The organism is Leptothoe sp. EHU-05/26/07-4 (assembly GCF_043421015.1).
GTDB lineage: Bacteria > Cyanobacteriota > Cyanobacteriia > Phormidesmidales > Phormidesmidaceae > Leptothoe > Leptothoe turfae.
In genome coordinates this window covers 247,363-266,589 of the sequence record NZ_JAXSQV010000008.1, presented here as the reverse complement: position 1 = coordinate 266,589, position 19,227 = coordinate 247,363, and the positions used below count along the sequence as shown (strand labels likewise).

Here is a 19,227-nt window from a genome sequence, read left to right as displayed (position 1 = left end):
TCAAGATATCTGTGTAGAGTATCACCTTAATTTGACTTTATCCATCAAGTCGCATGGTGTGAAGTAATTCTCAGTGGTTTTATTGTAGGCTTACAATTTTCTTCAGGTCTTAACCTGTATAAACAGGTTAACAAATTCCGCAGTGCATATCAGTGGCACATACTCGACATCCTCTTTTAGGAGAGTCTCATATTCCTCATTAATAAACTCCCTCCTGCCTAGACTCAATTTATCCGTTACAAAGACAGCGTCAAAGCATTACAGTTGATTCCCAAAACCTAAAGATTAATCAACTTTCTGCTTATTGTTCAAAGGGTTATGAGGGTGGGTAAATCAGTTACCTTGTACTAGTCGGTGAGATAACTGCTATATAAGAAATCCCACAAGTGCTAAGACCCATGGGGGCTTCGATTTAGATATAAAGGGTTAAGAAATATAGTGCTCTTTCTACTCAGATGTAGGGGTTGAAAGACGTTATGCACTCACTTGCGTTGTCTGTGAATTCACAGTAAGCTAACCATGGGTCATGTCATTCTCTTTATCCGATGTGCCTATGGTCTGCTTATACAACCATCAAGGTTGCTTGGTTTGTGTCGGCGATCACTGCGGTGTAAGCGGATTAGGGATTGAGTCAGGGATTAACGGTGTATTCCTGTGTTAGCCCCGGATGTTGTAGCTATGGATTGAGTGCAGGTTTAAAATACAACAACACCCAGAACACTCAGCTGAGGAACTCTTCTAAAATAAACAAGACTTTTTAGAGGTATTTAATGTCAGGCGAACTGACTATAAACAGGGCTCTCTAGTGCAAGTAAGAAGAAATATCAGTGATGTGCTTGGGTGTTGTCTTTGAGCCTTCTGATGATTCTATCGAAATATCTATCGTTAGACCTCCCTGTGTTGTGGCTATGAGCTTTTCAACTCATGTGTACAGCATATTCCTGTAGTGCTTCAAAATCTCTTCTCTGATACAAACGTTAACGTTGTTATTTTTCACTGTTATCCTTGCTAATCAGTGGCTTAAGTCTATGGATTGCTGTGGTTGAGGACGCAGCTAGTGGTAATGTCATCCGTACCAACTAGACTTCTGGCGTCTCACCAGTAAAGTGGCACATCTTCTAAGGATGGTATCCTCTTTGATCGCTATAACTTGAAAGGTGTTACTAATGAATGCGACATCGACAATGCTGCCCTCCATCACCAACGCCATTGACAAACAGGTCTTGTCCTCTGAGTTGACTTTAGACAAGCTGATTCGGACCCATAAAGGGTTAGAGATCTATCTGGTAACGGCGGATGATGCGCCTCGGGTGATGACCGAAATTGGCCGGATTCGAGAAGTCGAATTTCGCCGGGAGGGAGGTGGCAGTGGAAAACCGAAAGATATCGATTGCTTTGATTATGGACCGGTTCCCTATCGTCAGCTCGTGGTATGGGATCCCGTTGCTCAAGAAATTGTCTCCATGCATCGTTACATTCTCTGCCGTGATGCTCTGCATGTGGACGGTAGGCTGGATCTGGCCACAGCTAAACTGTTTGATTTTTCCCAACGGTTTCTAGAGCAATATTTGCCTAAGACCATTGAACTAGGGCGCTCAGTTGTTAATCGTAGTGCCCAACGACGCAGACTAGGACTATTTGCAGTCTGGTGTGGGTTGGGTGCTTTGATACGAGAGTATCCTGACATGGACTATTTTTTTGGCAAAGTGACTATTGCATCACCCCATTATTACTCTGTCCAAGCGCTATTATTGCCGTTTATGCAACGTTACGGGATGACTCAAGACAGGTTGGTTGTCCCTAAGATCCATTGTCGAATTCATGACCCGGCTACCCTTAATGGTTCATTTCCCCATTTTTCATGGGCAGAGGGCTCTGATAAAACTGCCCTCAATTCTCTTAGGGTTCAACTTAAGAAAACAGGACAGTCAATGCCATCATTGCTCAATAGTTATCTAAAGACGAGCGATCAGCTTCGTTACTTTGGCAGTGTTTGTAATCTTGAGTTTGGCAATGTGATCGAAGCCGCTATTCTAATTCCCATCAACTCAATTAAGGAAAAATCCCATCGGCGATTTATTGATTCATACGCCAGCATCAATTCTCAACGATTTCGGATTCTGGATCGACAAAGTAGGGAAAAAGGGCTTGCTAGAGATATTGCTGGCTTACAAGATTTTATTCACACAACTATGACTAAAAGCAATAAACCCCATCCTATGTACGTTTCCATAGGCTAGAGTTAAGCTCTCCGACATCAGCTCCATTGTTTCTTTCAGTCTTGTTATTACTAGCATTCTTCCTATCTCGGAAAGATTATGGTAATAGCATCCTAACCGTTACACAGTTGGCGAGCGTTCTCATCCATCTCCACATTGTTGTGCAAGTAAAACCTTGCCCAATCACAACCATGTTTCATCAGGTTCTCTAGCTCGAACTGTAATTTCCAGAGAATGACTTTTCCATCTGCACTGGCAGAAACAATTTGTGAGTGTTCGGGATGAAATGCAACATTAAATACCCAGTCATTGTGACCTGCCAAGGTTAATAGTAACTTGCCATCCAGATGCCACAGTTTAATTGTTTTGTCGCCACTGGCGGAGGCAAGTAACGTGCCATCGGAGTTAAAGCTGATGCCATACACCCAGGCACCGTGACCGGTTAATGTATGTGATAATTCTCCCTCTAAACTCCACAGGCGAATCGCTTTGTCGTAGCCTGCCACTGCCAGGGTTTGGCCATCGGGACTAAACTCTATCGCTCTATTCCAGGCCCGGTCTTCTTCATCTAAGGTAAGCACACGAGCAGGCTCATTAGCGAAGCTACCATCCATGTGTCGTTGCCGTAGGTGAACATGGGTATCTCGTCCTGTGGAAGCTAACCATTGGCCATCGGGGCTAAAGGTGACGTCATAAACCCGATCGCTATGACCAGAAAGAGTTTGTAGCAGATTACCAGTTTCCAGATCCCAAAGTTTAATGGTGGTGTCGCGACTAGCCGTGGCCAAGGTTTTACCATCGGGGCTAAAGCTAGAGGCATAGACGCGTCCCTGATGACCAGACAATGTGTGTGCCGGTTGATTAGCGCCCACCTGCCAAACTTTTGCTGTTTGATCGTAACTGCTGGAAACCAGGGTTTGGCCATCGGGACTAAAGGTCACCGAATGCACGATATTGTTATGACCTTTTAAAGTTTGCAGCAGGGTACCGTTAGAGTGCCAGATCTTAATATCGTTTTTCCCCTCAGCTACGGCCATTAAGGTCCCATCGGGGCTAAAGCTGACATCCCGCATCGGTTCTTTGTGTTCATCCAGGACGGTTACCAGGTCTTCCTGAGTGTGCCAAATGCGAATGGTGTTGTCTGCACTGGCTGAGGCTAGTTGATGATTTGGACTAAAGGTGACTGTCTGTACTTCATTTTCGTGGCCCTGTAATGTTTTTAATAACTGGCCAGTCAAACTCCATAGTTTGATAGTGCGATCGCGACTGCCCGATGCCAGCCGTTCACCATCATGGCTAAAGGCTACACTATCCACTGAGGCCGTATGCCCCTTGAGTTCTTGCCGGGCAGTCCCATCAGAATTCCAGAGTCGAATAGTGCGATCGCGACTGCTAGAGGCAATGGTTGCCCCATCGGGGCTAAAGACAATACTGGAGATTGCCTGGCGGTGACCGGACAACAGTTTTGCTGGTTGGTTATCCTCGACGGACCACAACTTAATCGTGCCATCTCCGCCGCCAGAAGCCAGGGTTTGACCATCAGGGCTAAAAACCAGTGTCAGCACTGGACTGCCCCCATGGTGCGCTGTGAGCGTCTGGCGCAGAGTACCATCCCGATTCCAAATGCGGATATCGCCATCATCACTAGCGGAACCAAGCAGCTGGCCGTTGGGACTAAACTCAACGGCCCGGACAGTCTTGCGGTGGCCGCTGAGAGTTTTGAGCAGGGTCCCCTCGATATCCCAGAGCTTCACAGTGCGATCACCACTGGCAGAGGCTAGGGTTTGACCGTCAGGGCTAAACGCAACGCTGTAGATTGCTTCATTATGGCCCTTAAACACCCGTAAAAGTTTGCCATCCCAGCGCCAAAGCCGTAGGGTATGATCCCAGGAGACTGAGGCCAAATGTTTACCATCGGGGCTGTAGCTAATATCGGAGACCAGGTTGGCATGGCCTGAAAACCGATTGGCTTCATGGATACCATAGAGCACCGAGCCCAATGCCCGAATGACGGGAATAGTCTGTTGGTCAGTGGGATTGATCATTGTTTCTAACTCTCTTCCAGCTTGCAGAGCTGCTTGCAGGGCCTCCAGCTGGTGATGGGAGACAAATAGTGCTTCTGAGGTATGGCTGATGGCCTCTACTTCATTGGCTTTAGCCTGTTGCTCACTGGTCTTAGCCTGTTGTTCACTCACGCGAGCCCAACCAAACAACATCAAGGCGACCACGCCTAACCCAGTGGCGACGATTAAGGCAACACTCAGCACTCCAACAAACCACCGTTGCCGTTTGGCATACTTTTTCTGTTCAGCGAGCCGGGTTTCTGCTTCTTGGGTACGCTCTTTTTGTAGCTGAAGTAGGTGGATCTGGCGCTGCTGTTCAGCAGCCTCTTCAGACATCTGGGCGGCACGGCTAGCATGGATAAATGCTTGTTGTAATGATGTGGCAGGAGGCTGTTTTTTGCCAATTTCGGCTTCCTGTAGCCAGGCTTCAGCAATCACTAATTCACTGCCTCGTAACAACAGATCGGCACTGCGATCTTTCTGTTCCCACTCAATGGCCAGTTGACACCACTTTGTATGGCTTTGCACGTGGTTGCGGTCGGTATCCAGGGTACGTACTAGTTGGCTAAAACTAGTTAAAAAGTCGTGGGTTTGGGGTGAAAAATCAATCCAATGTATTTTAGCTAACTCAGGAGGCAACTGTTGGGTATCGACAGACTGATACAATAGAGGAATAAAGCGCTTATTTAGGCTGGCTGCATAGGCGACCTCATCAGCACAGTAGGGAGAGTTTACGGCCTGTGGAGAAATCACAAACAAGAAATTATCCGTTGAGGCAATGCCTCGATAAATCTCCTGCTGAAAGTCTACCCCAAAGCTAATACTTTCTTGATCAAACCAGGTGGTTTTACCCTGAATTTGAAGGGTATCATTGAGACGACGAGCAAATTCTGAATCGCTACGGGAATAGGAGATAAAAACGTCTAGTGACTGGGCCGGAGGCTGGCGTAAGCTTTCTTTAATAAAGGTGGTCTGTAATTTTGTAGGCCCTTGTTGGGGACGGTCTTGAGCGACTTTTAGCCAGGTTTCAGCATGGCGTAAATTGTAGCCCCTTAACAAAATGCTGGGATTGCGATGCTGGCGTTTCCACTTTAGAGCTTTTGCTAGTAGTTGTTTATGCTCGCTGTGGTAGTCGGCCCCATGGCGCAAAATTCGTAATAGCTTGGCAATATCATCTTCATACTGTTCGAGGCTGGTGTTGTCTGAAAAGTTAATAAACTGAAGGGAGCGTTGGCGGGGAGGAAGCCGCTGCATATCCAACGGTTTAACCAGCAGGGGAATAATCCGTTTGTTTAATAACTGGGCATAGGCAATCTCTCGCTGACAATAGGTGGACTCTAAGGCTGCGGGGGAAAGAATATAAATTATATTGTCTGTTTCTTCAATGCCGACTTTGAGGGCTCGTTTAAAGTCTGTGCCAGTGAGAATATCGGTTTTGTTGGTCCAAACAGTAATGTTCTCCCGTATTAAACGCTGACGCAGTTGTTCCCGAAAAGAAATGTCTTCTTCGGCATGGGCTAAAAACACCTGAGTCATCAGATTATGGGCGTTTTTAGTGCTCTCAGTAATAAACTCACAATGTAAATTTGTTGGTAGGCAAGGAGGCTGCTCATCTTTAAATGGTTGAGTGAGCCAGGCTTCTGCGGTTTGCCGTTCTTTTCCAATTAGCAAATAGCCAGATTGCTTTTGATGATATTCCCAATAAAGCGCTTGCTTTAACAGGATGGTGTGGCGGCGTACATATTTTTTCTGTTTTTGTAAGATTGCTAACAGTCCTTGAAAGGACTGGTCAAGATCATCAATGCCTTCGCGATAGTAAATCCAGTTGATTTTTGCGATCGCAGCATGCATATTTAAAAAACTAGAATGTTTCCCAGCAGCCTTATAGCCTTCCCAATCTGCATCTGCACCTTGGGGGTTGCGCTGTTGCCAAATTTCTCGGCTAATTTCTTCGACGTGTAAGATCGGAATAATCCGTTTCCCTCGCGATATGGCCCGCTCAATTTCTAAGCTACAATAGGATGAATTAACAGAATGAGGCGAAATGATAAAGAGAAAATTGTCAGCCCGGTCAATACCGGTGTCAATCTGTTTTTGATAGTCTACGCCTAGAGGAATATCCTCAAAATCAAACCAAACATCTAATCCTTGATCGACCAGCTGGTCATTTAGCTTGGTAGCGAAGGCTTTGCTATCTGCCCGACCATAGGAAATAAAAGCATCTTGGTAATGAGTCATAATACAAGATGTATTGGTGTTAGACGTATTTAAACTATATCGTTTCAATAGAGTTGCAATCTATACTCCTTTAACGGCGTGCTCTAAAAGGCTGAAGGAAATACCACCAGAGTGCTAGATTGCCCACAAAACCGTCCCAGGCTAGGACTATGGGTGGGTAGATGGGTGCATGGGACGTGGTGGTTATTTAGCTGCAAGTGCCTGAGGGCCGTAACGCTTGGTTGTAAATGGGGAGGTACTAGGGGGGCTGTCGGCGTGTTCATTGCACCATATTATTTGTCCTCACAATATCCCCAAACTTTCTCTGTATCTTAAAAGGTGTTCGATATTAAACAATCAGGGAGGGGGGTAGCCAGTGTTCATCTAGAAAACTCGCTTGGAGCATGTAGGGATGCTTTTATGGCGTTATCTGAACCAATCGCTGTTTGATACAAGCAGCAGGATAATTCTTCTAGAGCCATAGCAGTTTTGCCTAACCATAGAGTTTAGTCTTTAGAAGACTGTTGGGAATTGTAATATTCCTACAAAGAAAAGCATTGCTAGATCAATTTATCTGCATTAAGGGAGCTTTATTATGAGCGCATTACAAAGAATGGTAAGCACGGTTGGTCAGTCTATTCAGCAATCTACAGTTTGGATATTTGATGCTGCTAAACGACTCTTCTCTCCCAGTGATGATAACTATCCTGAAACGGGGGTACAGCCCTTTGAAGGAGATATTTCAGAGACTAATCAGTAGGCCATAGCAGGTGGAACTGTGGTTACAGTAAAGGGTTGGCAGCCCATCTGGAAAATGCAGATGGGCTGCCAACTCTGCATACCTAAGTAACGATTGGTAAGGGATGTCCTGTGGCCGTAGTGAACTATTTCTTGACGGGAGAAATGACGTCGTCCCCAACGTTGTTATGACTAATATTTCGAGCATAAATCACGTCCAAGGTGTAACCGGCTGAGTTCTCTACGGGAACATCTGCCGGTTCTGGGTATGGATAAGGGAGGGCTCTCATACCCCCTCAAGCATGGGGAATAATGTGTGTGGGGACATCTAAGATGTCAGGGGTATGAGGGTGTGGCACAAGCCAGAGATTCTGGGGCGGCACCAGGGGGTGCGCCTCATCCGGGACAAAGATCGGGAGGTGGTTGCCCGGTTCAGCCGGTACCGTGCCTCCCCCAATACTGATGGGAGTGCCCACGACCGTCGCCTGGGCGAGGTTGAGGTTCTCCATAGAGGCCCCCGTCACATCCACATAGTAGAGCTGAGCCTGTGCAAAATTCCCATGGTCTAAGTTGGCGTTGACCAGACTGGCATTGGTCAAAAAGGCCCCCGTCAAATTGGCATGGGTCACGCTGGCCCTGGTGAGGTCCGCGCCTTCGAGGTTACTCCAGGAGAGGTCCGCGCCTCGGAGGTCTGCGCCTCGGAGGTCCGCGCCAATCAAATGCGTTTGACTGAGGTCCGCGCCCACCAAATAACAGCGTTGACAGTGGTTGGTGATGAGCAGTTGTTGTACATTGGCGGCCACCCGTGCCTCCAAGCCTGACTCAATCGGTGCCTCTGCCCGACTGGGGGGAGCGCCCATCAAAAGGGCCATGAGTGGGAGTGTGGCTAAATAGTGTCGTTTCATAGTCTCCTCCTAGGTCAACAGCCAGGCTGTTGCACCCTGTTGAACGAGAACTCCATCGAGCAGACGACGACTTTCATCTACCCTGCTTTAATTGTTGCATGGATGCCAAAAAAGGGACTGCCCCCTGGTCTGGAGTTAATGAAACGATACGTGGGTGGGCATCCTCATAGATTCCTCAAAGTCTTGACTTATACCCAGATTGGAAACGGTCACCCCCGTTTCTAGTGATTGTTATTTTGGATTCTGTTTTTATGGTGCAAACGACCCCTGCAAATTTGGCCCCGACGCCGACTCAATCCGCCTTTATCCTTGAATTTGAGCGGATTACGATTGATGATGTTCCCTGTGTGGGGGGAAAAAATGCATCCTTGGGCGAGATGATTCAACAGCTGACGCCCCAAGGGGTGCAGGTGCCCACTGGGTTTGCCACCACCGCCGATGCGTATCGCTATTTTATACAGCAGGCCGGTCTGGACGAGGCGTTGAGAGCGCACCTAAGCGATCTAGATATCGACGATGTCACGGCCCTGCGCCACTGTGGTCGAACCGTCCGTTCGTTAATCCTCGACACGCCCTTTCCGCCGGAGCTCGAAGCGGCCATTGCCAAGGCGTACTTGACCCTCTGTGCTGACAGTGGGAATCCAGCGCTGGATGTGGCGGTCCGCTCGAGTGCCACCGCTGAAGACCTGCCGGATGCGAGTTTTGCCGGCCAACAGGAAACCTACCTGAATGTGCATGGTGTCAAGGGCGTGCTGGAGGCGTGCCATAAATGTTTTGCCTCGCTCTTTACGGATCGGGCGATCTCCTATCGCACCATCAAGGGCTTTGACCACTTTACGGTGGCCCTGTCGGTGGGTGTGCAGCGGATGGTGCGCTCGGACTTGGCGACCTCGGGTGTGATGTTCTCCATCGACACCGAAACCGGCTTTAAGAACGCGGCACTCGTCACCGCCGCCTATGGGTTGGGCGAGAATGTGGTGCAGGGGGCGGTGAACCCCGATGAATATTTAGTGTTTAAGCCGACCCTTCGGGAGGGATATCGTCCCATATTGAAAAAGCGCCTGGGCAGTAAAGAGATCAAAATGGTGTACGACGTGGGCGGTAGCAAGCTGACGAAGAATGTCCCGGTGTCGGAGGTGGAGCGTCAGCGCTATGCGATTAGTGATGATGAGATTTTAACCCTAGTGCGGTGGGCGTGCATCATCGAAGACCACTATACCCAGGTGCGGGGCACCTACACGCCGATGGATATTGAGTGGGCGAAAGACGGTCTCACGGGAGAGTTGTTTATTGTGCAGGCGCGCCCGGAAACGGTTCAATCTCAAACGTCAGCCTCGATTCTGCGTAATTATGTTCTCCAGGCTGATACCACCGACCTGACGCCCTTAGTGACGGGTCAAGCGGTGGGTGAAATGATTGGTCAGGGGTCCGCGCGGGTGATCCAATCGGTGCAAAACATGGCTGAGTTTCAACCGGGGGATGTGCTGATTACCCAGCGAACAGACCCGGATTGGGAACCGATTATGAAACGGGCGAGTGCGATTGTCACCGACCAAGGGGGTCGCACCTGCCATGCGGCCATTATTGCCCGGGAGTTGGGCATTCCGGCGATAGTGGGGTGTGGCAACGCGACCGAGCGTCTAGCCACCGGAGTGAGCGTGACGGTGACGTGCGCCGCTGGCGAAGTGGGTAAAGTCTATGGGGGACACCTGCCCTTTACGGTCGAAGAAACGGCGATTGATGACATCCCCCGGACGCGGACCCAAATTCTCATGAATGTGGGGAATCCCGAAGAAGCGTTTCATTTTGCGAAAATTCCGTGTGATGGGGTGGGGTTGGCGCGCATGGAGTTTATCATTGCCAACCACATTAAAGTGCATCCCCTGGCCTTACTCAACTTTGACCAGTTAGCCGTCGGCCCCATCAAACATGAGATTGAGCAGCTGACCGCGCTCTATGCCCATAAGCCCGACTACTTTGTGGAACAGTTGGCCCATGGATTAGGGATGATTGCCGCGGCGTTTTATCCCAAGCCTGTGGTGATTCGGCTCTCCGATCTCAAGAGTAATGAATATGCGAATCTGTTGGGCGGCGCGTCGTTTGAACCGACCGAAGAGAACCCGATGATTGGTTGGCGGGGGGCCTCTCGTTACACCGACCCGCGCTATCGGGAAGCGTTTGGCTTGGAATGCCAGGCCTTACAGCGGGTGCGTCGAGACATGGGCTTGACCAATTTGATTCCCATGGTGCCCTTCTGTCGGACCCCCGAAGAAGGGCAGCAGGTGCTCACTGAAATGGCCCGCTATGGGTTAGTGCGAGGGGAACAGGGGTTACAGGTGTATGTGATGTGTGAGATTCCCAACAATGTGATTTTGGCGGATGAGTTTAGCCAGATCTTTGATGGCTTCTCCATTGGGTCGAACGACCTCACGCAGCTGACCCTGGGCCTCGACCGGGATTCTGCCCTGGTGGCCCATCTTTTTGACGAACGCAGTGCTGGGGTCAAGGCGATGGTGCGTCAGGTGATTGCGAAGGCGAAGGCGAATCAGCGCAAGATTGGCATCTGTGGCCAAGCGCCGAGTGACTATCCTGAATTTGCTCAGTTTTTGGTGCAGCAGGGGATTGATTCCATTAGTCTCAATCCAGACTCTGTCTTAAAGACCACCTTAGCGATTGCGGCCATGGAGGCGGAGACCATGACCTAGGGAGCTGTCTGTGTAGGGGGGCATAGGGAGGTGAGATGCTATCGGGGAGTGTGAGTCATGATGTCATGCATCATGCTCCCTGTTCAGTCCTGGTTGTCCATGGGTCGAATACAACCAAACGTCATGAACACAAGACTGAGGACGTCATCGTAGACCATCAATGACTGTTAACTCCACCATTCATGCTCCTTCAGCTTCTAACAAGCGATTACGCCTGTTAGAAGCCACCATGAAACGGCATCAGTATCGTCCAGATGCGCTGATTGAGGTGTTGCATCGCGCTCAGGAGCTATTTGGTTATTTAGATATCAATTTGTTGCTGCACATTGCTCAGCGACTGAAACTGCCTCCTAGTCAGGTGTATGGTGTAGCTACCTTTTATCACTTCTTCTCGTTAGCTCCAAAAGGCGTACACAGCTGTGTTGTCTGTATGGGGACAGCTTGTTATGTAAAACAGGCGGCACAGCTGCTCAGCTTTTTGGAAAAAACTACGGGTATTAAAGCTGGAGAGACAACGTCTGATGGGCAGCTGTCGTTGATGACGGCTCGCTGTTTGGGTACCTGTGGCATTGCCCCTGCCGTGGTTTTTGATGAGCGGCTTGAAGGGCATCAAACCGTAGAAAGCGTAACGGCACGTCTGAATACTTGTTTATCTGCATCTAAGTCATGACTTTAGAGCAATTACGGCAGTCTGCATCAGCTGCTCCAAAAAAATGTCGCATTTGTTGTTGCACGGTTGGTGGCTGTCTGTCTGCTAATGGTGCTGTCGTTAAAGAACATCTGAAAACGGCGGTGGCTGCTAGTAATTTAACCGCTCAGGTGCAGGTGTCGGGTGTGGGCTGCATGGGGTTGTGCAGTCAGGGGCCATTGGTACGGGTGGAATCTGAAGACGTAGCTGATGTGCTCTATCGGCAGGTGACGCCAGAACAGTCTGCGGCTATTGTGGCATTGCTCACTCAATCGCCTCACGCTGAAAGCAGCAATCTCAAAACTCAGCCGATGGATAGTCCATTTTTTACCAGACAGCATCGGATTGTTTTAGAAAATAGTGGTCGCATTAATCCAGAAAAGATTGAGGGGTATATTGCGGCATCTGGGTATGAAGCGCTTTATCATTGTTTGCGAGAGATGTCACCCGACGAGGTGGTAGATGAGATTACCCGCAGCGGTCTACGGGGTCGAGGTGGGGCAGGTTATCCGACCGGATTAAAGTGGGCCACAGTGGCAAAAATGCCGTCGGGGCAAAAGTATGTAGTGTGTAATGCGGATGAGGGTGATCCGGGGGCTTATATGGATCGCAGCGTGTTAGAGAGTGATCCTCATCGGGTGTTGGAAGGACTTGCGATCGCAGCCTACGCCGTCGGTGCTAACCAGGGCTATATCTATGTGCGGGGAGAGTATCCCCTGGCCATTAATCATCTACAAACTGCCATTCGTCAGGCCAAGCGCCATGGTCTTTTAGGCAGCCAGATTTTTGATTCTCCCTTTGATTTTCGCGTTGATTTGCGCATGGGTGCAGGTGCCTTTGTCTGTGGTGAAGAGACTGCCTTAATGGCATCCATTGAAGGAAAACGGGGAATTCCTCGACCGCGTCCCCCTTACCCCGCTGAGTCAGGATTATGGGGGTGTCCCACATTAATTAATAACGTGGAGACCTATGCTAACGTTGCTCCCATTATCCGTAATGGTGCGGCCTGGTTTGCCTCTATTGGGACTGAGCAGAGTAAAGGGACTAAAGTCTTTTCTCTCACGGGCAAGGTGAAAAATGCAGGACTGATTGAAGTACCCATGGGAATATCCCTCAAAGAGATTTTGGAAGAAATGGGACAGGGTGCCCCAGATGGGGCTCAGGTGAAGGCTGTGCAGACCGGCGGGCCTTCCGGTGGCTGTATTCCTGCGGATGCTTTTGACACATCTGTGGATTATGAATCGCTGAAAAAACTGGGTTCGATTATGGGCTCAGGCGGCATGATTGTGATGGATGAGCATACCCATATGGTGGATGTTGCTCAGTTTTTTATGCAGTTTTGCATGGATGAGTCCTGTGGGAAGTGCATTCCCTGTCGGGCTGGGACGGTACAACTTTACCAGTTGTTGACAAAGTTTAAAGAACACCGAGCAACACCCGCAGATTTAGAGCAGTTGGAGATGCTGTGTGATGTGGTGAAGCATACGAGTTTGTGTGGTTTAGGACAGGCGGCTCCAAATCCAGTGTTGAGTACGCTGCGATATTTCCGAGATGAATATTTGGCGGCGATGGCGGTGGGGGGTGTTGAAGTGTCTGCCTGAGATTTTACCATGGGCCATCCCTTATCAGACCTGGCGGAACAGGGGGGAGATCATTAGGCATTACAAACAATGGCTTCATAGGTGGGTTCAGTTGTTTAGGGCTCTATGGTTACGGGAAAAATTCATGTCCACAACACCTAGTACAGACAAACAGTTAGGGTGGCATATTTTGCAGCCCCCACGGCAGGCGTTTGGCATTTTCAGTCGCTTAAGACTGGAATGGGATTATTTTATGATCCATGACCATGGAGGAACCTTTACTGGATCCATTGGCTATGTGTTAGCTGATCCAACTGCGCAAAGAGTACGTTGGTTAAAACGATTTACACTGTTGCCGAGTGGTGTGAGTGTTGCGATCGCAGGCATGTTCACTCATGGTCACAAAATCGCAAATTTCCTACATTTCGATTTCGATCAGGCTCAACTTTCCACCGATACCAAATCCCTCACCGCCCAGGATGATGTCAGTAATCTCCAGGCTACTTTCCACGTGAAACCCAATAATAGTCTACAGATAGCAGGGCGCACCCATGATATTGAGTATCAGCTGGCCGTACAAGAAGATTGGCAAAATCACTCTTCCCATGGCAGCGAAGTATTTACGCCCATTACCGGTCGAGATATGGGGCTCCTGCCATGGGAACAATGGACAGTTGATGTCATTTGGCCTCGAACTCAAGTCTCTGGCTATATTCGAGACTTAAGGCAAAAAGTAACTTTTGAAATTGTTGGCCATGGCTATCGCGAAAATTCCTTTGGGCGATGGCTATTTTGGGCAGGCGGCTGGGATTTTGCTGCTATGTCAGACGAAAAAACTGGTGTTCAATGGGTTTGGCAAACCTATCATCATTCTCAAGACTTAAGTTATCTAGACCTTAGTTTTCCCATCGAGGGTGTTCAACAAGCGTTTCGCTTTTGGGCTAGGGAAGGCCAATTACAGTGGCAGCATCACCATTGGTGCTTGGACCCCAAGGCTCAACAGAAGTTTCCTTTGGATGCAACGATTTATGCCCATAATCAGGACTATATCGTTGAAACAACATTGAGCATTGGTGATAATGAGATTGCACTATTACATGAAAATTCTTGGTACACCAGGATCTATGTCATTTTCGCTCTCTTTCCCTTCTGTAAGGGCTCTATTTATAGGGTAGCTGATGGTGCTCGGGTATTGGAATTTAGCGGCCAGGGGGGAGGAGAATATTCCACTCTACGATTTCCTAAAATACGTTTAAGTTGAAACCGGTTGCGTTGACCAGACAGATTACTACCAACGATACAGAAAAGTCCACTGTTCTTAAGGACATTTGGCTTTTCTGCATTGTTGGTAGTAACCCCGTTATCAGTTGGTGAGTGGAGCCATATAAGAATATGGAGAGTGCTATCTCGGGAGTCCGCACTCACAGGTGACACACATGCCAGCAACCCAATCACAGTCGCAGCTAACAAACGACTAAAACGTATCAAGCTCATAGCATCCTCCTTCTCCCGGAGAAAGATAAGTTGAAACTGTTTTTATCAGGCTAAAAGGTTAAACCTGTCGTGTTGAATCCTTACCAGGCATATCATTTCAACCCTCAAGAAAAGTCCAACGCCCTTAAGGACATTGGACTCAGGAGCTTTACCACTTACCCTTAAGGGGGCCTGGCAGTTTAGCGATAGAAACGGTATGTCTCATGAGACTCATGGCTGAGCCAGACCTTTCAACTCATGGCCGATTTACTGCGGTCATAACCAGCAAAGTCATGGGGAATTTTCCCTTGAATATGGCTTTCATATTCGGCAGCATTTTCCATCGGTAGACCGACATCTTTAGCAGCTCGAACCAGCATAGAGTGTTCACGCCGACGAATGTTGCGCAGATGTTTCATAACAAGGCCACGCATCCAAGCCTTAATCGACAGAAATTCAACAGGAGCTGTGTCAGCAACAGTGGTTATGGGTGTTGATTCAGCAATTGTTTCACCAACTGTGTAAGGTACACCCCGATAAACCAACTTAGCCTCAAAGGGATACGCAGGCGGAGGATTTTCAACAGTTTTAAATTGAATATCCTGGCCACGATATTTCCCCACATCACCTGTAGGGCGAGTGCCCAACTCTGTAGGCTGGTAATTATAAGAAACACCACGATACTTTAACATAGTGCCGCCTCCTTAGACTGTGTAGAGAAGAGAGGCGCGTTCCTTCGGGATGACTCCCTACTTCCGTCTCTGTTGGTGTTTCCCTATCAGAAAAATCACCATCAAAGAGATGAACGATTTATCCTACATCCTTATTATCTTATGTAGTTTGATGTTTTATCTAAGATGTTTACACATTGACACTTAGATAAATAAGAGTGAGAAAATAGTCACTGAGGTCAAAAAACTTCATAAGTTTCTCAACGTTTTAAAATAACCTGGAATCAGAATTGTATCGTCCCTAGGGTCTACATCTTATCTCCTTAAGAGTAATATCGCTTCCATTTGACGTTTACTAGCACTTTATTTTCACACTAATCTCCAATGTCTGTTAAAACTCTAACCATTGATAATCAATTGATTAGTGCCCGTGGGGGAGAGACTATCTTAGATGCTGCTAGAAATGCAGCGATCGCAATTCCTACCCTTTGCTATTTAAAGGGATTATCTACCGTAGGAGCCTGTCGCCTGTGTTTAGTGGAAGTGAAAGGAGCGTCTAAGCTCTTACCTGCCTGTGCGACAGCAGTGCAGGAAGCTATGGTGGTGCAGACGCATACCGAGCGACTACACCATTATCGACGCACCATTGTGGAATTGCTGCTCGCTGAAGGTAATCATGTCTGTGCGGTCTGTGTCTCCAATGGTAATTGTGAATTGCAAGATTTAGCGGTGGAAATGGGGATCGATCATGTTGGTCTTACCTATCAGTTTCCAGACCGTAAGGTAGATATTTCCCATGCTCGTTTTGGGATTGATCACAATCGCTGTGTTCTCTGTACGCGCTGTATCCGAGTTTGTGATGAGGTGGAAGGGGCCCATACGTGGGATATGGCTGGGCGAGGCCATACATCCCATGTGATTAGCGATTTGAACCAACCTTGGGGAGAGTCGAGTAGCTGTACCTCCTGTGGTAAGTGTGTGAATGCTTGTCCGACAGGAGCCTTATTTCATCGGGGTTCAACGGTTGGGGAAATGCAGCATGATCGAGACCAGCTTAGCTTTATTACAACGGCTCGTCAGCAACAACAGTGGATTAGATAAACAGACTGCCTTCCCAAGTTCCTCAAAATTTCTACATATATTGCGAGTCTATAGACCATGGCAAAACTTAAACTGGCAACGGTTTGGCTAGGGGGATGTTCTGGCTGTCATATGTCGTTTCTCGACCTGGACGAGTGGCTATTTGAGCTGGCTAGTCAGGTGGAGTTAGTCTACAGCCCCCTAGCGGATGTTAAGACCTATCCTGACGGTGTGGATGTGGTATTGGTGGAGGGTGCGATCGCAAACCAAGACCATCTAGACATGATCCATCAGGTTCGCGATCGCACCAAATTTCTCGTCTCCTTTGGTGACTGTGCGATCACTGGCAATGTCACGGCCATCCGCAACATCCTAGGTGCATCGGAGTCAGCCGACTCTGTTCTCAACCGCGCTTATCTAGAGGCAGATGTTCAACCTCAATTGCCCTATGGAGATCTGGTTCCCACCTTGCTAAACCAGGTCATACCTGTTCACCAGGTGGTATCGGTGGACTGTTATTTACCTGGCTGTCCACCGGATGCTAAACGGATTCGAGCTGTGTTGGGGCATTTGCTACAGGGGAAACAACCGCATTTGATAGGTCCTGAACTGATTAAATTTGGCTAGGTGAAGTAAAGCGCTTGCCCTTCAATCATCACCCCATTACCCCATTACTTATCTACGAAATAAATGCCTGAATAGGGGATTTCCTCACAGGTTCCTCACACTTTCGACATAAAAATAAGGGGTAGGGCACCTGTTTGTATTGGAGTCACCGCTGAGGGAGGGCGATCATGTTATTTGTTAAAGATATTATGACCAAGCCGGTTGTTGTCATTCGCAGTTCGGCTACGGTAGAAAATGCTATTTGGCTGATGCGGACTAAGCGAGTGCGATCGCTAATCGTAGAAGAATTTTATGAGCAAGGTCCCTATGGCATTTTGACGGAACGAGATATTGTTTATAACGTAATTGCTAAGGGGCGATCACCTCATTTTGTGCGTGTTGACCAAATCATGCGACGCCCCTGTATTTGTATGCCGATGGAGGCAACATTGCAAGAAGCTGCCAAAATTTTCTCCGAGTCCGGGATTCATCGGGCTCCTGTGATTGAAAATGAACAGCTCTTAGGGATTGTTTCAATGACGGATATTTTAATGAAAGGTAATCCAGGAGCCTTATCCAAGGATGATCTATCCCGACGTGTCAATGAAGCTCTTCAGCATGCTCGTGTCATTGATGATCAAGATGCGCAGATCCAGCAAGAATGTGATATTGCCTGGCAGGTGCTGGAGGAAATTCAAGCAAATACTGGAGAGACTTTGCCTGGAACGCCTGTATATCCAAAAGGTTGAAGTGAGTGGACGGTCATTTCGTAGTTAGCCTGAGGAACTATCGGTGCGGTGAGCAAACGAATTGTCATTAACCCGGTTACTCGGATTGAAGGGCATGCCAAGATCTCGATTTATCTGGATGATCAGGGAGAGGTTGCAGATGCTCGATTTCATGTAACTGAGTTTCGTGGATTTGAGAAGTTTTGTGAGGGTCGCCCTTTTTGGGAAATGCCAGGAATTACGGCTCGTATTTGTGGCATTTGTCCTGTCAGTCATTTGTTAGCATCGGCTAAATCTGGTGATCGTCTACTGGCAGTGCAAATCCCCCCAGCGGCAGAGAAGTTACGGCGATTAATGAATTTGGGACAGATTATTCAGTCCCATGCTCTGAGTTTTTTTCACTTGAGCAGTCCGGATCTCTTGTTGGGCTGGGAGAGTGATCCGGCTCAACGTAATGTATTTGGGGTCATGGCAACTGAGCCTGCACTAGCTCGGGGGGGAGTGCGGCTACGTCAGTTTGGTCAAACCGTGATTGAACAACTGGGGGGACGCAAGATTCATCCAGCTTGGGCTGTCCCAGGAGGTGTTAGGAGCAGTCTGTCACGGGTTGGGCGGGAGCAAATTTGTCAGCAGTTATCTGAGGCTAAAAAAACGATCTTAGAAACGCTCACCCTATTTAAGAAACTACTGGAAGACTTTCAAGAAGAGGTTCATATCTTTGGTAATTTTCCCAGTTTGTTTATGGGCTTAGTTGGTGCTGATGGTACCTGGGAGCACTATGATGGCTGTTTGCGAGTGGTCGATAGCGGTGGCAACATTCTTGGGGATCAGCTAGATCCCAGTAATTACAGAGATTTCATCGGTGAGGCGGTGCAGCCAGATTCCTATTTAAAGTCACCTTACTATAAACCTTTGGGATATCCTGATCAGACGCAACATTGTCGCTTAGAAAATGGCCTGTATCGGGTAGGGCCGCTGGCCAGGTTGAATATTTGCGATCGCATCGGCACGCCCCTGGCCGAAATTGAGCTGCAACGTTTCCGGCAGTACGATATGGGTAACAGTTCTTTTTTCTATCACTATGCGCGACTGATTGAGATTCTCACCTGTCTTGAACGAATTGAGCTTGCCCTGGACGATCCAGACCTACAGAGCCATCATCTCAGAGCCAGAGCCGATGTCAATCAACATGAAGCTATCGGCGTCGGGGAAGCTCCACGGGGTACTTTGTTTCATCATTATAAAATTGATGACACGGGTTTATTAACTTACGTCAACCTAGTTATTGCTACGGGACAGAACAATTTGGCCATGAATCGTACGGTTGCCCAGATTGCCCGTCATTATATTCACGGTCCCCAGATTCCAGAACCCATGCTAAATCGTGTAGAGGCGGGTATTCGTGCGTTTGATCCGTGCCTGAGCTGTTCTACCCATGCCTTTGGCAAAATGCCGCTGCAGCTCCAGTTGATCAGTGCAGAGGGGCAGCTGCTGGCTGAATGTTACCGTTAAGACTTCATAAGATCCTCATATCTTTTTAATAGCTTTAAGAAA

Annotated in this window: 14 protein-coding genes, 1 pseudogene and 1 riboswitch; of the genes and pseudogenes, 11 read left to right on the top strand and 4 right to left on the bottom strand. The window is 48.3% G+C overall.

What is annotated here, in order from left to right; all coding sequences use genetic code 11:
* Nucleotides 1–1,166: 1,166 nt before the first annotated feature.
* A complete protein-coding gene (locus tag U2F10_RS34520; RefSeq protein ID WP_499874684.1) occupies nt 1,167–2,240 on the top strand; it encodes a GNAT family N-acetyltransferase in 1,074 nt (357 codons plus the stop codon).
* Nucleotides 2,241–2,332: 92 nt separating this feature from the next.
* On the opposite strand, the gene U2F10_RS34515 is transcribed toward U2F10_RS34520, so the two are convergent.
* Nucleotides 2,333–6,520, bottom strand: coding sequence for a TIR domain-containing protein (locus U2F10_RS34515; RefSeq protein ID WP_499874683.1), 4,188 nt, complete (start codon nt 6,518–6,520; stop codon nt 2,333–2,335).
* 574 nt (nt 6,521–7,094) lie between these two features.
* On the opposite strand from U2F10_RS34515, the gene U2F10_RS34510 reads away from it, so the two are divergent.
* The gene (locus U2F10_RS34510) at nt 7,095–7,259 is read left to right on the top strand and encodes a hypothetical protein (protein WP_163670432.1); all 165 of its coding nucleotides are present in this window, start codon (nt 7,095–7,097) and stop codon (nt 7,257–7,259) included.
* A 124-nt stretch (nt 7,260–7,383) separates the two neighbouring features.
* Here the strand turns inward: U2F10_RS34510 and U2F10_RS34505 are convergent, their stop codons facing one another.
* Nucleotides 7,384–7,527, bottom strand: coding sequence for a hypothetical protein (locus U2F10_RS34505; protein WP_499874681.1), 144 nt, complete (start codon nt 7,525–7,527; stop codon nt 7,384–7,386).
* A 156-nt stretch (nt 7,528–7,683) separates the two neighbouring features.
* Nucleotides 7,684–8,142 (bottom strand): annotated as a pseudogene (locus U2F10_RS34500) (pentapeptide repeat-containing protein); the annotation flags it as partial.
* A 251-nt stretch (nt 8,143–8,393) separates the two neighbouring features.
* Between U2F10_RS34500 and ppsA the strand changes: the two are divergent.
* The 5 genes from ppsA to U2F10_RS34475 all read left to right on the top strand — a co-directional run bounded on the left by ppsA (nt 8,394) and on the right by U2F10_RS34475 (nt 14,376).
* On the top strand, nt 8,394–10,847 hold the full coding sequence (gene ppsA / locus U2F10_RS34495) for a phosphoenolpyruvate synthase (protein WP_163659054.1): 2,454 nt from the start codon (nt 8,394–8,396) through the stop codon (nt 10,845–10,847).
* A gap of 35 nt (nt 10,848–10,882) precedes the next feature.
* Nucleotides 10,883–11,011: a universal stress protein gene (locus tag U2F10_RS34490; protein ID WP_250565185.1), complete on the top strand. Its 129-nt coding sequence runs from the start codon at nt 10,883–10,885 to the stop codon at nt 11,009–11,011.
* Entirely contained in the window at nt 11,008–11,517 is a 510-nt protein-coding gene (gene hoxE / locus U2F10_RS34485; RefSeq protein ID WP_163670435.1) for a bidirectional hydrogenase complex protein HoxE, read from the top strand. The genes U2F10_RS34490 and hoxE overlap by 4 nt, the downstream gene beginning before the upstream one ends.
* Nucleotides 11,514–13,136: an NADH-quinone oxidoreductase subunit NuoF gene (gene nuoF, locus U2F10_RS34480; RefSeq protein ID WP_499874680.1), complete on the top strand. Its 1,623-nt coding sequence runs from the start codon at nt 11,514–11,516 to the stop codon at nt 13,134–13,136. The genes hoxE and nuoF overlap by 4 nt, the downstream gene beginning before the upstream one ends.
* A 124-nt stretch (nt 13,137–13,260) precedes the next feature.
* Nucleotides 13,261–14,376 (top strand): hypothetical protein, encoded by a 1,116-nt coding sequence (locus U2F10_RS34475; protein ID WP_499874678.1) that lies wholly within the window; start codon nt 13,261–13,263, stop codon nt 14,374–14,376.
* A gap of 463 nt (nt 14,377–14,839) precedes the next feature.
* Here the strand turns inward: U2F10_RS34475 and U2F10_RS34470 are convergent, their stop codons facing one another.
* A complete protein-coding gene (locus U2F10_RS34470; RefSeq protein ID WP_499874676.1) occupies nt 14,840–15,280 on the bottom strand; it encodes a DUF4278 domain-containing protein in 441 nt (146 codons plus the stop codon).
* 33 nt (nt 15,281–15,313) lie between these two features.
* Nucleotides 15,314–15,398: riboswitch (Glutamine riboswitch) on the bottom strand.
* 245 nt (nt 15,399–15,643) lie between these two features.
* Here U2F10_RS34470 and hoxU point away from each other — a divergent pair.
* The 4 genes from hoxU (at nt 15,644) to U2F10_RS34450 (ending at nt 19,185) form a co-directional block, all read left to right on the top strand.
* Nucleotides 15,644–16,360: a bidirectional hydrogenase complex protein HoxU gene (gene hoxU, locus U2F10_RS34465; RefSeq protein ID WP_499869281.1), complete on the top strand. Its 717-nt coding sequence runs from the start codon at nt 15,644–15,646 to the stop codon at nt 16,358–16,360.
* Nucleotides 16,361–16,417: 57 nt separating this feature from the next.
* Nucleotides 16,418–16,966, top strand: a complete 549-nt coding sequence (locus U2F10_RS34460) for an NADH-quinone oxidoreductase subunit B family protein (RefSeq protein WP_499869283.1) — start codon at nt 16,418–16,420, stop codon at nt 16,964–16,966.
* Between the two features lie 167 nt (nt 16,967–17,133).
* Nucleotides 17,134–17,694, top strand: coding sequence for a CBS domain-containing protein (locus U2F10_RS34455; protein ID WP_163670458.1), 561 nt, complete (start codon nt 17,134–17,136; stop codon nt 17,692–17,694).
* Between the two features lie 48 nt (nt 17,695–17,742).
* On the top strand, nt 17,743–19,185 hold the full coding sequence (locus tag U2F10_RS34450; protein WP_499874675.1) for a Ni/Fe hydrogenase subunit alpha: 1,443 nt from the start codon (nt 17,743–17,745) through the stop codon (nt 19,183–19,185).
* The last annotated feature ends 42 nt before the right edge of the window (nt 19,186–19,227 follow it).

Coding starts and splice junctions, on each gene's coding strand:
- ppsA (WP_163659054.1), top strand. CDS start 8,394: ATGGTGCAAACGACCCCTGCAAATTTGGCCCCGACGCCGACTCAATCC.
- nuoF (WP_499874680.1), top strand. CDS start 11,514: ATGACTTTAGAGCAATTACGGCAGTCTGCATCAGCTGCTCCAAAAAAA.
- U2F10_RS34520 (WP_499874684.1), top strand. CDS start 1,167: ATGAATGCGACATCGACAATGCTGCCCTCCATCACCAACGCCATTGAC.
- U2F10_RS34470 (WP_499874676.1), bottom strand. CDS start 15,280: ATGTTAAAGTATCGTGGTGTTTCTTATAATTACCAGCCTACAGAGTTG.
- U2F10_RS34510 (WP_163670432.1), top strand. CDS start 7,095: ATGAGCGCATTACAAAGAATGGTAAGCACGGTTGGTCAGTCTATTCAG.
- hoxU (WP_499869281.1), top strand. CDS start 15,644: ATGTCTGTTAAAACTCTAACCATTGATAATCAATTGATTAGTGCCCGT.
- U2F10_RS34515 (WP_499874683.1), bottom strand. CDS start 6,520: ATGACTCATTACCAAGATGCTTTTATTTCCTATGGTCGGGCAGATAGC.
- U2F10_RS34505 (WP_499874681.1), bottom strand. CDS start 7,527: ATGAGAGCCCTCCCTTATCCATACCCAGAACCGGCAGATGTTCCCGTA.
- U2F10_RS34475 (WP_499874678.1), top strand. CDS start 13,261: ATGTCCACAACACCTAGTACAGACAAACAGTTAGGGTGGCATATTTTG.
- hoxE (WP_163670435.1), top strand. CDS start 11,008: ATGACTGTTAACTCCACCATTCATGCTCCTTCAGCTTCTAACAAGCGA.
- U2F10_RS34460 (WP_499869283.1), top strand. CDS start 16,418: ATGGCAAAACTTAAACTGGCAACGGTTTGGCTAGGGGGATGTTCTGGC.
- U2F10_RS34455 (WP_163670458.1), top strand. CDS start 17,134: ATGTTATTTGTTAAAGATATTATGACCAAGCCGGTTGTTGTCATTCGC.
- U2F10_RS34490 (WP_250565185.1), top strand. CDS start 10,883: ATGCTATCGGGGAGTGTGAGTCATGATGTCATGCATCATGCTCCCTGT.